Below are 12,240 nucleotides of genomic sequence, written 5' to 3' on the forward strand. Positions count from 1 at the left end.
CCTCGCGCAACACCACCGATCCTCTGCCACCCACCCACCCCCCCACGCCCCCCCCCCCCCCCCCCCCCCCCCCCCCCCCCCCCCCCCCACCCCCGTACAGCCGCACACGCACGTACGTACGTACGGCAGCGACAAGCGTTACTTCGCGGCGTTCAGGATCTCGCGCGCGAGCTTCGCCGTCTCGGTCGGCGTCTTGCCGACCTTGACGCCGGCGGCCTCGAGGGCCTCCTTCTTGGCCTGCGCGGTGCCGGAGGAGCCGGAGACGATGGCGCCGGCGTGGCCCATGGTCTTGCCCTCGGGGGCGGTGAAGCCCGCGACGTAGCCGACGACCGGCTTGGTGACGTTCTTCGCGATGAAGTCCGCCGCACGCTCCTCGGCGTCGCCGCCGATCTCGCCGATCATGACGATCAGCTCGGTCTCCGGGTCGGCCTCGAAGGCCTCCAGGGCGTCGATGTGCGTGGTGCCGATGACCGGGTCGCCACCGATGCCGACGGCGGAGGTGAAGCCGATGTCACGGAGCTCGTACATCATCTGGTAGGTCAGCGTGCCGGACTTGGACACGAGACCGATCTTGCCGGGCTTGGTGATGTCGCCCGGGATGATGCCGGCGTTGGACTGGCCGGGGGTGATCAGACCCGGGCAGTTCGGGCCGATGATCCGGGTTTTGTTGCCCTTGGCGGTCGCGTACGCCCAGAAGGCGGCGGAGTCGTGCACCGCGATGCCCTCGGTGATGACGACGGCCAGCGGGATCTCGGCGTCGATGGCCTCGACGACGGCGGCCTTGGCGAACGCCGGCGGGACGAAGAGGACGGAGACGTTGGCGCCCGTCGCCTTCATCGCCTCTTCGACGGAGCCGAAGACCGGGACCTCGGTGCCGTCGAAGTCGACGGTCGTGCCGGCCTTGCGCGGGTTCACGCCACCGACGATGTTGGTGCCGTCAGCCAGCATCAGCTTGGTGTGCTTCATGCCCGTGGCACCGGTCATGCCCTGGACGATGACCTTGCTGTCCTTGTTGAGGAAGATAGCCATGTGAGTCTGTGACCTCTGCCCTTACTTCGCAGCCGCGAGCTCGGCGGCCTTGTCGGCCGCGCCGTCCATGGTGTCCACGCGCTGCACCAGCGGGTGGTTGGCGTCCGAGAGGATCTTGCGACCCAGCTCGGCGTTGTTGCCGTCGAGACGGACGACGAGCGGCTTGGTGACCGCCTCGCCCTTCTCCTCCAGCAGGGCCAGCGCCTGGACGATGCCGTTGGCGACCTCGTCGCAGGCGGTGATGCCACCGAAGACGTTGACGAAGACGGACTTGACGTCCGGGTCGCCGAGGATGATCTCGAGACCGTTGGCCATGACGGCGGCGGAGGCGCCCCCGCCGATGTCCAGGAAGTTGGCGGGCTTGACGCCGCCGTGGTTCTCGCCGGCGTACGCGACGACGTCGAGGGTGCTCATGACGAGACCCGCGCCGTTGCCGATGATGCCGACCTCACCGTCGAGCTTGACGTAGTTGAGGTTCTTCGCCTTGGCGGCGGCCTCGAGCGGGTTCGCGGCCGCGTGGTCCACGAACTCCTCGTGGCCCGGCTGGCGGAACTCGGCGTTCTCGTCGAGCGAGACCTTGCCGTCGAGGGCGATGACGTCGCCGGAGGCGACCTTCGCGAGCGGGTTGACCTCGACGAGGAGCGCGTCCTCGGCGATGAAGGTCGCCCACAGGGTCACGAGGACCTCGGCGACCTTCTCGGCGACCTCGGCCGGGAACTGCGCCAGCGCGACGATCTCGCGGGCCTTCTCGATGGTCACGCCCTCGTTGGCGTTCACCGGGACCTTGGCGAGCTTCTCCGGGGTCTCCTCGGCGACCTGCTCGATGTCCATGCCGCCCGCGACCGAGGCCATGGCCAGGAAGGTGCGGTTGGTGCGGTCCAGCAGGTACGAGACGTAGTACTCCTCGAGGATCTCGGGAGCGGTCTCGGCGATCATCACCTTGTGGACCGTGTGGCCCTTGATGTCCATGCCCAGGATGTCCGTCGCACGGGCGACGGCCTCGTCCGGGGTGGCGGCGAGCTTGACGCCACCGGCCTTGCCGCGGCCGCCGACCTTCACCTGCGCCTTGACGACCGACTTGCCGCCCAGCCGCTCGGTGGCCTCGCGAGCCGCCTCAGGCGTGTCGATGACTTCACCGGCCAGCACCGGTACACCGTGCTTGGCGAAGAGGTCCCTCGCCTGGTACTCGAACAGGTCCACGCGCGTCCGTCCCTTGTCTTCAAAGATTCGCAGTGATTCGCGGTTGTCTGCGTGGGCGTGCCGCGGAGGGCAACGTGACGGCGCTGTCACTAGGGAGGCGCACACGGTGACCGTGGACGCGGCATGTCCGTCCCGCAGGTTATCCCCGTGGGACGTGGGTCCCTAAATCGCAGATCACACCTGAGCGGTGATACCTGTCACAGATCCCCTCACGGTTGAGCTGGATATTCGTGCGATCCGCCAGGTGCGCAGGCGCGGACCGGGGACGGTTCGGGGGGCGGTTCACGGGACGGGCAGGGGGCGCTTCTCCAAGGCCGCGGCCATGATCTCCGGGAACAGGTCGGGGGTGCAGGCGAAGGCCGGAGCACCCAGTGCCGCAAGGGCTGCCGCGTGCTCGCGATCGTAGGCGGGAGCGCCTTCGTCGGACAGGGCCAACAGGGTCACGAACTCGACTCCCGACGCCTTCATCGCCGCGACGCGGCCCAGCATCTCGTTGCGTATGCCGCCCTCGTAGAGGTCACTGATCAGGACCACGACGGTGTCGGCAGGGCGGGTGATCTTCGACTGGCAGTAGGCGAGGGCGCGGTTGATGTCGGTGCCGCCGCCGAGCTGTGTGCCGAACAGGACGTCGACCGGATCGTCGAGCTGATCCGTCAAGTCCGCGACGGCGGTGTCGAAGACGACGAGCCGGGTCGCGATCGAACGCATCGAGGCGAGGACCGCGCCGAAGACGGAGGCGTAGACGACGGAGGCGGCCATCGATCCGGACTGGTCGATGCAGAGGATCACCTCCTTCTTCACCGCCTGGGCGGCGCGCCCGTACCCGACGAGCCGCTCCGGGACGACGGTCTCGTACTGCGGCAGGTAGTTCTTCAGATTCGCCCGGATGGTCCGGTCCCAGTCGATGTCCGCGTGCCGGGGGCGGCCGGTCCGGGCGGAACGGTCGAGGGCGCCGGTGAGGGTGGCGCGGGTGCGGGACGCGAGCCGCTTCTCGAGCTGCTCGACCACCTTGCGGACGACGGCGCGGGCCGTCTCCCGCGTCGTCTCGGGCATGGCCTTGTTGAGGGAAAGCAGCGTTCCGACGAGATGGACGTCGGGCTCGACGGCCTCCAGCATCTCGGGCTCCAGGAGGAGGGAGGCGAGGCCGAGCCGCTCGATGGCGTCCCGCTGCATGACCTGGACGACGGAGCTGGGGAAGTACGTACGGATGTCCCCGAGCCAGCGGGCCACGCCGGGCGCGGACCCCCCGAGCCCCCCGCTGCGCTCCCCTCCGCCGGCGCCGCCGTACAGCGCCGAGAGCGCGGCATCCATCCCCACATCCCGCCCGCCCAGCACGCACCCGGTCCCGTCCCCGTCCCCCCCGAGCACCATCCGCCACCGCCGCAACCGCGCCTCCGCGTCGCCGCGCACCACCGAGATCTCCGTACCGCTCATCTACCCGTCCCCCTACTCGTCCCGGCCACCGACCCATGCCGACGCCGCTCGTCCTGTCCGCCTACGCGCAATGCCGCCGCACCACATCCCGGCCCCACCGGCCGATTCCAGCCACGCCGGCGTTTGAGGCGCGGGGACGGGGTCCGGGAGCCTGGCGCGTCATCCCGGGGTCGGGAGGAGGAGGCGGAGGACGGGGAGGACCGCGTCCGCGCGGGCGGGGTCCAGGGTGGGGGCGAAACCCGCGGGGGCCTGAGACGGCGCGGGCCCCGCCGACGGGCCGCGGCGGATCAGCTCGCCCAGCGTTCGCTTGACGGCCGGGTCGTACGACCCGAACGTCCTGCGCAGCAGCGGCAGTACGTCGGTGAAGGCCCGCTCCGGCACCCCGTTCAGCCACGCGTCGATCAGCCCCAGCAGCCGCTCGTCGTGGACCAGCAGCGTGCCCCCGCCCCCCGCGAAGCCGTCGATCCAGCCCGCCGCATCCGCCGGGGACGCCGCCGGGGACAGCGCGAGCCGCATGAGCCGCTCCGTCTCCTCCGCCGACAGCCGCCCGTCGTCCAGGAGCAGCCTGGCCGCCCGCCCGCGGATCACCCCCGCCACCGTGTCCCGCCCGGCCAGCGCCCGCAGCACCGCCGACCAGCGCTCCCGCAGGCCCTCCTCCTCCAGGAGTCCGATCGCGCCGTGGACCCCGTCCACATGGCCGCGCAGTTCCGCTGCCGCATCCCCGTCCAGACCCGCCGCGCACGCGGCCGGCAGCGCCACGCATATCCGCTCCGCGAGCCCGCCCGCGACCGTGCCCAGCGCCGACGCGTCCGTCCCCCGTACGTCCCCGTACCGCAGCGAACGGGCCAGCGCCGGCAGGGCCTTGGCGAGCCGCGCCACGTCGGTGTCCAGTGCGGCCCGGTCCGCGAGGGCCCGCAGCACGGCGGGCAGTGCCTCGGACAGCCCGGCCAGCAGGCACCGCTCGGCCAGCGCCGTCACCTCGCCGAGCTCCGCCGCCCCGGCCGCGTCCGCCTCGGCCTTGGCGGTGGCGGCCGCCCGGACGGTGGTGCCCCAGATCCCGGCCTCGGCGACCCGCACCGACAGCTCAGGATCCCAGCGCAGCCGCCACGTCTCGCGGAAGGTCCCGGTGCTCCCCCGCGAGGCGGCCGGCGTGCCCCAGTCGATGCCGAGCAGCCGCAGCCGGTGCAGCAGCAGCGACTTGGCCGCGTCGGTGTCCTTGCGCAGGTCGAGCTCCAGATCGCGCTCCTGCGCCTCGGCCTTGAGCCGCAGCGAACGCTGCTGCCGGGTCAGGTCCCGCTGCAGCGGGACGACGGGCGCCCCGTCGGGAACCTCGCCGAGCACGTCGCCGACGACCAGGCGGTCCTCGACGAGCGCGAGCGGCATGTCGGAGCCGTCGCACATCACGGCCCGCACCGCCTCGAGGGTCTCCGTCAGCCCGGCCACCGGCCGCCCGCGCACCGCGGCCAGCGTCTGCGCCAGCCGGACCGCCTCGATGACGTGCGCCGGGGAGACCTGCCGGTCCTCCTCCCGCAGCAGCCCGGCGACCTTGGTCAGCCACCGCTCCACCGGCCGGTCCCGGGCCGCGAAGAGGTGCGCGTACCAGCCGGGCGAGGTGATGCCCGCGCCGTACCCGCCGGCCCGGGCGAGCCGCCGGTGGGTCCAGGGCACCCAGGTGGTCTCCACCTTGACCTTGGGCAGCCCGGTGAGCAGCGCCTTGTCCGCGGCGGCCGTGGTCTTCGCGCGCAGCGCCGGCACGTGCCAGGCTCCGCACACCACGGCGTACGCGTCCCCGAACTCCCGGCGGGCGGCCCGCATCCGCTGCCGCATGTACGCCTCGCGCACCGGGTCCCGCGCGTGGCCGCCGTCCCCGTACGCCTCGCGCAGCGCCCCCATCGCCTCCTCGAGGGCCTCGAACGCGGCGAGAGGGTCCGCCCGTAGGGCGCCGCGGTGCTCGACCACGTCCTCCCACCAGCGCTCCGGGTCGTCGTACCCGGCGGTCTCGGCCAGCACCGCGAGCGGGTCCGGCCGTACGGACCCGGCCGCATCCGGGTCGGTGCCGGTGCCGGTGTCGGTGTCGGTCTGCGCGGCCAGCGTGTGCGCGGCCGGAAGGTCGATGAACCGCACCGGAACCGGTACGTCCTGCTCCTGCGCCCAGCGGATGGCGACCCACTCCGGCGAGAACGCGGCCAGCGGCCAGAACGCGGCCCGGCCCGGATCGTCGGCGGCGTGCGCGAGCAGCGCGACGGGCGGCCGCATCCCCGGGTCGGCGGCCAGCGGCAGCAGCGCGTCCCCCTCCGGCGGGCCCTCGATCAGCACGGCCGCCGGGCGGGCCGCGTCGAGGGCGGCCCGCACCGCGCGGGCCGAGCCGGGCCCGTGGTGCCGCACGCCCAGCAGCAGCGGCCCCCGCCGCTCGGCGGCGGGGCTGCTCACACCGTTCATGCCGTCACCTCCCGGCAGGCGCGGTAGAAGTCCTTCCAGCCGTCCCGCTCGCGCACCACGGCCTCGAGGTACTCCTGCCAGACGATCTTGTCGGCGGCCGGGTCCCGGACCACGGCGCCGAGGATCCCGGCGGCCACGTCGGACGGGCGCAGGACGCCGTCCCCGAAGTGGGCGGCGAGGGCCAGGCCGCCCGTGACAACCGATATGGCCTCGGCGGTGGACAGGGTGCCGCTGGGCGACTTCACCTTCGTACGGCCGTCGCCGGTGACCCCGTCGCGCAGCTCGCGGAAGACGGTGACGACGCGGCGGATCTCCTCCAGGCCCTCGGGCACGGCCGGCAGGTCGAGGGCGCGGCCCATCTGGTCGACGCGGCGGGCGACGATGTCGACCTCGGCGTCGGCGGTGGCGGGCAGCGGCAGCACGACGGTGTTGAAGCGGCGGCGCAGCGCGCTGGAGAGCTCGTTGACCCCGCGGTCTCGGTCGTTGGCGGTGGCGATGAGGTTGAAGCCGCGCACGGCCTGCACCTCCTGGCCGAGCTCCGGTACGGGGAGCGTCTTCTCCGACAGGACGGTGATGAGGGTGTCCTGGACGTCGGCCGGGATGCGCGTCAGCTCCTCGACGCGGGCGGTCATGCCCTCGGCCATGGCCCGCATGACGGGGCTCGGTACGAGCGCTTCGCGGCTGGGCCCGTGGGCGAGGAGGCGGGCGTAGTTCCACCCGTACCGGATCGCCTCCTCGGGGGTGCCGGCGGTGCCCTGGACGAGGAGGGTGGAGTCTCCGCTGACGGCGGCGGCCAGGTGCTCGGACACCCAGGTCTTGGCGGTGCCGGGGACGCCGAGCAGGAGCAGGGCGCGGTCGGTGGCGAGGGTGGTGACGGCGACCTCGACGATGCGCCGCGGGCCGACGTACTTGGGCGTGATGACCGTGCCGTCGTCGAGGGTGCCGCCCAGGAGGTAGGTCGCAACGGCCCACGGGGAGAGCTTCCAGCGCGTCGGGCGGGGCTTGTCGTCGGCGGCCGCGAGGGCTTTCAGTTCCTCCGCGAAGGCGTCTTCGGCGTGCGGTCGCAGCGCCTCGGCGCCCTTGCCGTTCTCGGGCATGGTCATGGTCCCCCTCCAATGCTCGGCAGCCGCTCCCGACTGCTGGAACAACCGTGCACCACGCCACTGACAACGCCCCTCGCCCACATGGTTGTTGCAGGTCAGAGCGATTGTCAGTGGGGGTCTCTACGGTGGGACACATGACTGAGCAGGCGGTCCGCTGGACGGCGGAACAGGTACTGGCTCTGGCTCCTGACGATGCATCACGCAAGGCGGGGGCCAAGCTGGGCGAGGCGGGTCCGTGGTCACAGACCGGAGATTCCGCTTCCGGTTCGGTATGGGGTGTGTGCAAGGGCAGCGGCAGTACGCCGTACCGGACGGTCGTGGACCTGAGGGGCCCGGCGTACAAGTGCTCTTGCCCGAGCCGGAAGTTCCCGTGCAAGCACGCGCTCGGGCTGCTGCTGCTCTGGGCGGCGGAGGGTTTCGGCGAGCCCGGTGAGGCGCCGGACTGGGCCGCCGGGTGGCTGGCGGAACGGGTGGCGAAGACCGAGCGCCCCGCGGCCGCGGCGGGCAGACCGGTGGACGAAAAGGCGGCGAAGCGCCGGGCCGAACGGAGGGCGGCCCGGATCAGTGCGGGCGTCGGCGAACTGGAGCAGCGGCTCGAGGACGTGCTGCGCGGGGGCCTGGCCGGCCAGCAGCAGGCGGGGTACGCACCGTGGGAGGAGACTGCGGCCCGGATGGTCGACGCCCAGGCACCCGGACTGGCGGCGCGGGTGCGGGAGTTGGGGACGATACCCAGTTGCGGTCCCGGATGGCCCGCCCGGATGCTGGAGGAGGGCGCGCTGCTGCACCTGCTGAACCGGGGTTGGCTCGGGTTGGCAGGCCTGCCGGAGCCGCTCGCCGCGACGGTCCGGAGCAGGGTGGGGCTTTCGGGTACCGCCGCGGAGGGGGAGGTCGTACGGGACCGCTGGCTGGTGCTGGCCCAGTACGACTCGGTGTCACCGGACGGCCGGCTCACCACCCGGCGGACTTGGCTGCGCGGGCTGGGGAGCGGGCGCCCGGCCCTGGTACTGGACTTCGGTCCGCCGGGGCGGCCTCCGGAGCTGGCACTGCCCGTGGGGCTGGTGCTGGAGGCGGAGGCTCGCTTCCGGCCCGGTTCGGCGGGGCTGCGGGCGGATCTCGGGGAGAGATCCGCGGCGGCCGCGCCGTGCGATCGGGTCCCGGCCGGGGTCGCTACGGGGGCGGCACTGGAGGCGTACGGGGCGGCGCTGCGGGAGGACCCGTGGCTCGACTCGTGGCCGGTGGTGCTGGGCCCGGTGATCCCGATACCGGGAGAGCTGGGCTGGCAGCTGGCGGACGCGGAGGGCGACTGCGCGCTGCCGGTCGCGCCTGCCGCCGGCGGCAGCGGGTCGCGGTCCGGGCTGTGGCAGCTGGCCGCGCTCTCGGGCGGCGGCCCGGTCACGGTGTTCGGCGAATGCGGACACCGCGGATTCACTCCGTTGACTGCATGGCATCCGGGCTGCCCGGAACCGGTCGCCCTGGGGTGAGGGGCCGGGGGGCCCTTGTAGGGGAGGGAGCGTCGGCGCGGGGGCGCCGGCGTGCACGAACGACGAAGCCGGGGGGCTTTTGTGAACGACAACCACGCAAGCTGAAGGGTCGACGGACGGGGCGCGAAAGCTGCTCCGGTCCCGCGGAGGGGGCGGGACCGGAGCACTGCACGACGAGAGGGAGGGACGCGGTGACCACGACGGGGACGACGACGGACACGGACACGGGCACGGACACTGGCACGGCTGCCGGCACGACCGCGGACGCAGGCTACGGCGGCGCGTGGGAGGAGCTGGTCGGGGCCGCGCTGTTGGGGACCGGGCGGAGGCAAGGGAATCCGGGGGCGCTGCTCGATGCGGCGGCCGTGCAGACCGTACGGCGCCGGGCCGGGCTGCGGCCCGCCGAGGCGGCCCCGCGGCCGGATCCCGCACCGCGGGATCCGCGCCCGGCTCCGCCGGAGCCGGCCCGGCGGCGGCTCGCCCAGCTGCTGGCCGGCCGGACCGGCGCGGGCAGCGCCGGCGGCCGGCGCGGAGCGGCCCCGGATCTGACGGAGCTGTTGCCGCAGTGGCTGGCCGCCGCCGGGCGGCGCGGCTACCGGGCGCCGCACGCGCTGGTGCCGGCCTTGCTGGACGCGGCCCGGGCCCGTACGGACCTGCGCCCTCAGGCGCTGGCCCTGGCCGGGGCGCGGGGGCTGTGGCTGGCCCGCCTGAACCCGGACTGGCGGTTCGCCCTGCGCGGCGGGGCGGGCGGCGCCGGGGAACTGCCCGGCCCCGAGGACCGGGCCGGAGTGGAACGGCTGTGGCAGGAGGGGCTGTTCGCGGAGCGCGTCGCGCTGCTGGGGGCCGTACGGGCGCACGAGGCGGCGGCTGCGACGCGGCTGCTGTCGACGACCTGGGCCACGGAACGGGCCGAGGACCGGCTGATGTTCCTCGATTCGCTGCGGGTGGGGCTGACGGCGGGGGACGAGCCGTTCCTGGAGGCGGCCCTGGGCGACCGGAGCCGCAACGTCCGGGCGACGGCCGCCGAGCTGCTGTCCGCCCTGCCGCAGTCCGCGCTGGCCGGGCGGATGGCGGAGCGGGCGCTGGCCTGCGTGGGGCCGGAGGGGGTGACTCCGCCGGCCGAGTGCGATGCGGGGATGCTCCGGGACGGGGTGGTCAAACGGCCGCCGGCCGGGCGCGGGGAGCGGGCCTGGTGGCTGGGCCAGCTGGTGGAGGCGGCGCCGCTGTCCTGCTGGCGGGAGCGGTTCGGCGGGCTCGGCCCGGCGGAGATCGTGGCGCTGCCGGTGGCCGAGGGCGAGAGCTGGCGGGAGGAACTGCACGCGGCGTGGTGCCGGGCGGCGGTGCGCCAGCGTGATCCGGACTGGTCGAAGGCCCTGCTCGGCGCGGCGTCGGCGCCGCCCGCGACGGCCCCCGGCACGGCGTCGCTCGCGGAGCGGGCGAAGCTGCTGTCGATCCTGCCGGACGGGGAACGGGCGCAGTGGGTCGCGGAGTTCATACGGGCCCACGGCCTCTCGGAGGCCTTCCAGCTGCTCGGCGTGTGCATGGTGCCCTGGGCGGGGACGCTGGGCCGGGCGGTGGTGGACGCGCTGGACGCCGCGCGGGAGGCGGGAAGCTACCCGTGGAGCTTCAGCGGGGTGATGGGCCTGGCGGAGCGCTGCCTGGATCCCTCGGCGGCCGACCACCTGGAGTCCCTGGCCACGGCGTCGGACGGCCCACCGGACACGTCCCCGGGCGCGGCCGCGTACTGGTCGGAGGCCTTCCAACGCCTGGTCGCCACGCTGCGCCTACGCGCCACGATGCTCGCGGAGCTGACCCCGCGGCCCTGACTGCGCCGCCCTGACCCCGCGCCCCCGACCCGAACCGACCTGCCCCGACCTGACGTGACCTGACCGGGCGTACCGCTGCGCAGCATCGACTGCGCGCAGCGGTGGCCCGGCGGCTACGCGGCGGTACGGACGTTGGCGCGGACCCAGTCCACGATCGCCGTCGTCGTTGCGCCCGGGGTGAAGATTTCGGCCACGCCCTTTTCCTTCAGGGGGGCGATGTCGTCGTCCGGGATGATGCCGCCGCCGAAGACCTTGATGTCCTCCGCGTCGCGCTCCTTGAGGAGTTCGAGGACGCGCGCGAACAGCGTGTTGTGGGCGCCGGAGAGGATCGAGAGGCCGATCGCGTCGGCGTCCTCCTGGATTGCGGTGTCCACGATCTGCTCGGGGGTCTGGTGGAGGCCGGTGTAGATGACCTCCATGCCCGCGTCCCGCAGCGCACGCGCGATCACCTTGGCCCCGCGGTCGTGGCCGTCGAGACCCGGCTTGGCCACCACCACACGGATCGGACCGGTCACACCCATCGCACTGCCTCCCGAGTGAACGAACGTTAAGTACAGCATCGCGCACACCCCCGTTTCACGGTGAACCACGAGGGGGAAATCACACGTGGGACGGCGTTGATTCACCGCCAGGGGAGCCGCACCGGGGGCGCCGCGCCACCGTACCGACAGCCGCACGGCACGGTGGCGCGGCCGGCCGCAGCCGCAGAGGCGCCGTCCCCCAAGGCTTAGGGGGGCCGTCCATGGGGGTGTCCATACCCGTATCCGTTTCCGGGGCAGCACTGCGGGCCGGTGTGCTGGAGGCGGTGGTCCTCGGCGGCCACCTGCTCCTCTACCCGACCGGGATACGTCAGGAGAAGCCCGCCGGAACCGGTACGAAACACCTCGGGCAGACACCCGCACTCCTCCTGCACGGGTTCACCGACAACCGGTCCGTCTTCGTCCTGCTGCGCCGCACCCTCGCCGCGGGCGGACGGCGGCAGGTGGAGACGTACAACTACTCCCCCTTCACCCGCGACCTGCGCGTCACCGCCCGCCACCTCGCCCGGCGCGTCGAGGAGCTGTGCGAGCGCACGGGACAGGAGCAGGTGGACCTGGTCGGGCACAGCCTGGGCGGGCTGGTCGGGCGGTACTACGTCCAGTGCCTCGGCGGCGAGGCCCGCGTCCGCACGCTCGTCACGCTCGGCACACCGCATTCCGGAACACGGGTCGCCCCCTTCATGGACGCCCACCCGCTGGTCCGGCAGATGCGCCCGGATTCCGCGGTGATGGCCGAACTGCGGGCACCCGCGCCCGGCTGCCGGACCCGATGCGTGGCGTTCTGGAGCGAGTTCGACGAGCTGATGGATCCGACCGAGACGGCCCGCATCGAGCATCCGGATCTCCTCGTGGAGAACGTGCAGGTCACCGGCATCGGACACCTCGCGCTGGCCGCCCACCCCGCCGTGACGGCGGCGGTCCGACGCGCGCTCGACGGGCCCGTTCCGGCCGCCGTCGAAAGCCTGAGGGACGCCGCTTCCGTCGCGTGAACGCCAACCCACCCGGACTCGAACGAATTTCGAACTCAAGGCCAAGGCTCGGCCTTGCCGCGACCGAAAGGCGGCCGAATGCCCGGTTCCGGAAAGCTCGGATCCACTCGAAGATTGTCGTTGCCAGTAACCGCCGGGTACAGTCACGCCACTGCTCTCCCCAGGGAACCTCGAGTTCCCTGGCCACCCAGGCCCCCACT

General features: G+C 73.4%; 9 protein-coding genes. 3 read left to right on the plus strand and 6 right to left on the minus strand.

Going from position 1 to position 12,240, the window contains the following annotated elements; translation table 11 throughout:
- Window positions 1-138: 138 nt before the first annotated feature.
- The 5 genes from sucD to ACZ49B_RS07015 all read right to left on the minus strand — a co-directional run bounded on the left by sucD (window position 139) and on the right by ACZ49B_RS07015 (window position 7,205).
- Window positions 139-1,029: a succinate--CoA ligase subunit alpha gene (gene sucD / locus ACZ49B_RS06995; protein ID WP_468301273.1), complete on the minus strand. Its 891-nt coding sequence runs from the start codon at window positions 1,027-1,029 to the stop codon at window positions 139-141.
- A gap of 21 nt (window positions 1,030-1,050) precedes the next feature.
- The gene (gene sucC, locus ACZ49B_RS07000; protein WP_030290619.1) at window positions 1,051-2,229 is read right to left on the minus strand and encodes an ADP-forming succinate--CoA ligase subunit beta; all 1,179 of its coding nucleotides are present in this window, start codon (window positions 2,227-2,229) and stop codon (window positions 1,051-1,053) included.
- A gap of 282 nt (window positions 2,230-2,511) precedes the next feature.
- On the minus strand, window positions 2,512-3,663 hold the full coding sequence (locus tag ACZ49B_RS07005) for a VWA domain-containing protein (RefSeq protein ID WP_468301276.1): 1,152 nt from the start codon (window positions 3,661-3,663) through the stop codon (window positions 2,512-2,514).
- Window positions 3,664-3,822: 159 nt separating this feature from the next.
- Window positions 3,823-6,102: a DUF5682 family protein gene (locus tag ACZ49B_RS07010; RefSeq protein ID WP_468301279.1), complete on the minus strand. Its 2,280-nt coding sequence runs from the start codon at window positions 6,100-6,102 to the stop codon at window positions 3,823-3,825.
- Window positions 6,099-7,205 carry an ATP-binding protein gene (locus ACZ49B_RS07015; protein WP_468301282.1) on the minus strand — a complete coding sequence of 369 codons (1,107 nt, stop codon included), beginning with the start codon at window positions 7,203-7,205 and terminating at the stop codon, window positions 6,099-6,101. The genes ACZ49B_RS07010 and ACZ49B_RS07015 overlap by 4 nt, the downstream gene beginning before the upstream one ends.
- A 134-nt stretch (window positions 7,206-7,339) precedes the next feature.
- Between ACZ49B_RS07015 and ACZ49B_RS07020 the strand changes: the two genes are divergently transcribed.
- Window positions 7,340-8,686 carry an SWIM zinc finger family protein gene (locus ACZ49B_RS07020; RefSeq protein WP_468301284.1) on the plus strand — a complete coding sequence of 449 codons (1,347 nt, stop codon included), beginning with the start codon at window positions 7,340-7,342 and terminating at the stop codon, window positions 8,684-8,686.
- Between the two features lie 191 nt (window positions 8,687-8,877).
- Window positions 8,878-10,512, plus strand: a complete 1,635-nt coding sequence (locus tag ACZ49B_RS07025) for a DUF5691 domain-containing protein (RefSeq protein WP_468301287.1) — start codon at window positions 8,878-8,880, stop codon at window positions 10,510-10,512.
- 113 nt (window positions 10,513-10,625) lie between these two features.
- Here the strand turns inward: ACZ49B_RS07025 and ACZ49B_RS07030 are convergent, their stop codons facing one another.
- A complete protein-coding gene (locus ACZ49B_RS07030) occupies window positions 10,626-11,033 on the minus strand; it encodes a cobalamin B12-binding domain-containing protein (protein ID WP_468301290.1) in 408 nt (135 codons plus the stop codon).
- A 221-nt stretch (window positions 11,034-11,254) separates the two neighbouring features.
- Here ACZ49B_RS07030 and ACZ49B_RS07035 point away from each other — a divergent pair, with 221 nt between their 5' ends.
- Entirely contained in the window at window positions 11,255-12,040 is a 786-nt protein-coding gene (locus ACZ49B_RS07035) for an esterase/lipase family protein (protein ID WP_468301293.1), read from the plus strand.
- Window positions 12,041-12,240 lie beyond the last annotated feature (200 nt).

This window comes from Streptomyces sp. NPDC031132, assembly GCF_055570595.1.

What these genes read in the sequence shown, in the direction of transcription:
- sucD (WP_468301273.1), bottom strand. Translation starts at nt 1,029, where the DNA reads ATGGCTATCTTCCTCAACAAGGACAGCAAGGTCATCGTCCAGGGCATG.
- ACZ49B_RS07005 (WP_468301276.1), bottom strand. Translation starts at nt 3,663, where the DNA reads ATGAGCGGTACGGAGATCTCGGTGGTGCGCGGCGACGCGGAGGCGCGG.
- ACZ49B_RS07010 (WP_468301279.1), bottom strand. Translation starts at nt 6,102, where the DNA reads ATGAACGGTGTGAGCAGCCCCGCCGCCGAGCGGCGGGGGCCGCTGCTG.
- ACZ49B_RS07015 (WP_468301282.1), bottom strand. Translation starts at nt 7,205, where the DNA reads ATGACCATGCCCGAGAACGGCAAGGGCGCCGAGGCGCTGCGACCGCAC.
- ACZ49B_RS07020 (WP_468301284.1), top strand. Translation starts at nt 7,340, where the DNA reads ATGACTGAGCAGGCGGTCCGCTGGACGGCGGAACAGGTACTGGCTCTG.
- ACZ49B_RS07030 (WP_468301290.1), bottom strand. Translation starts at nt 11,033, where the DNA reads ATGGGTGTGACCGGTCCGATCCGTGTGGTGGTGGCCAAGCCGGGTCTC.
- ACZ49B_RS07035 (WP_468301293.1), top strand. Translation starts at nt 11,255, where the DNA reads ATGGGGGTGTCCATACCCGTATCCGTTTCCGGGGCAGCACTGCGGGCC.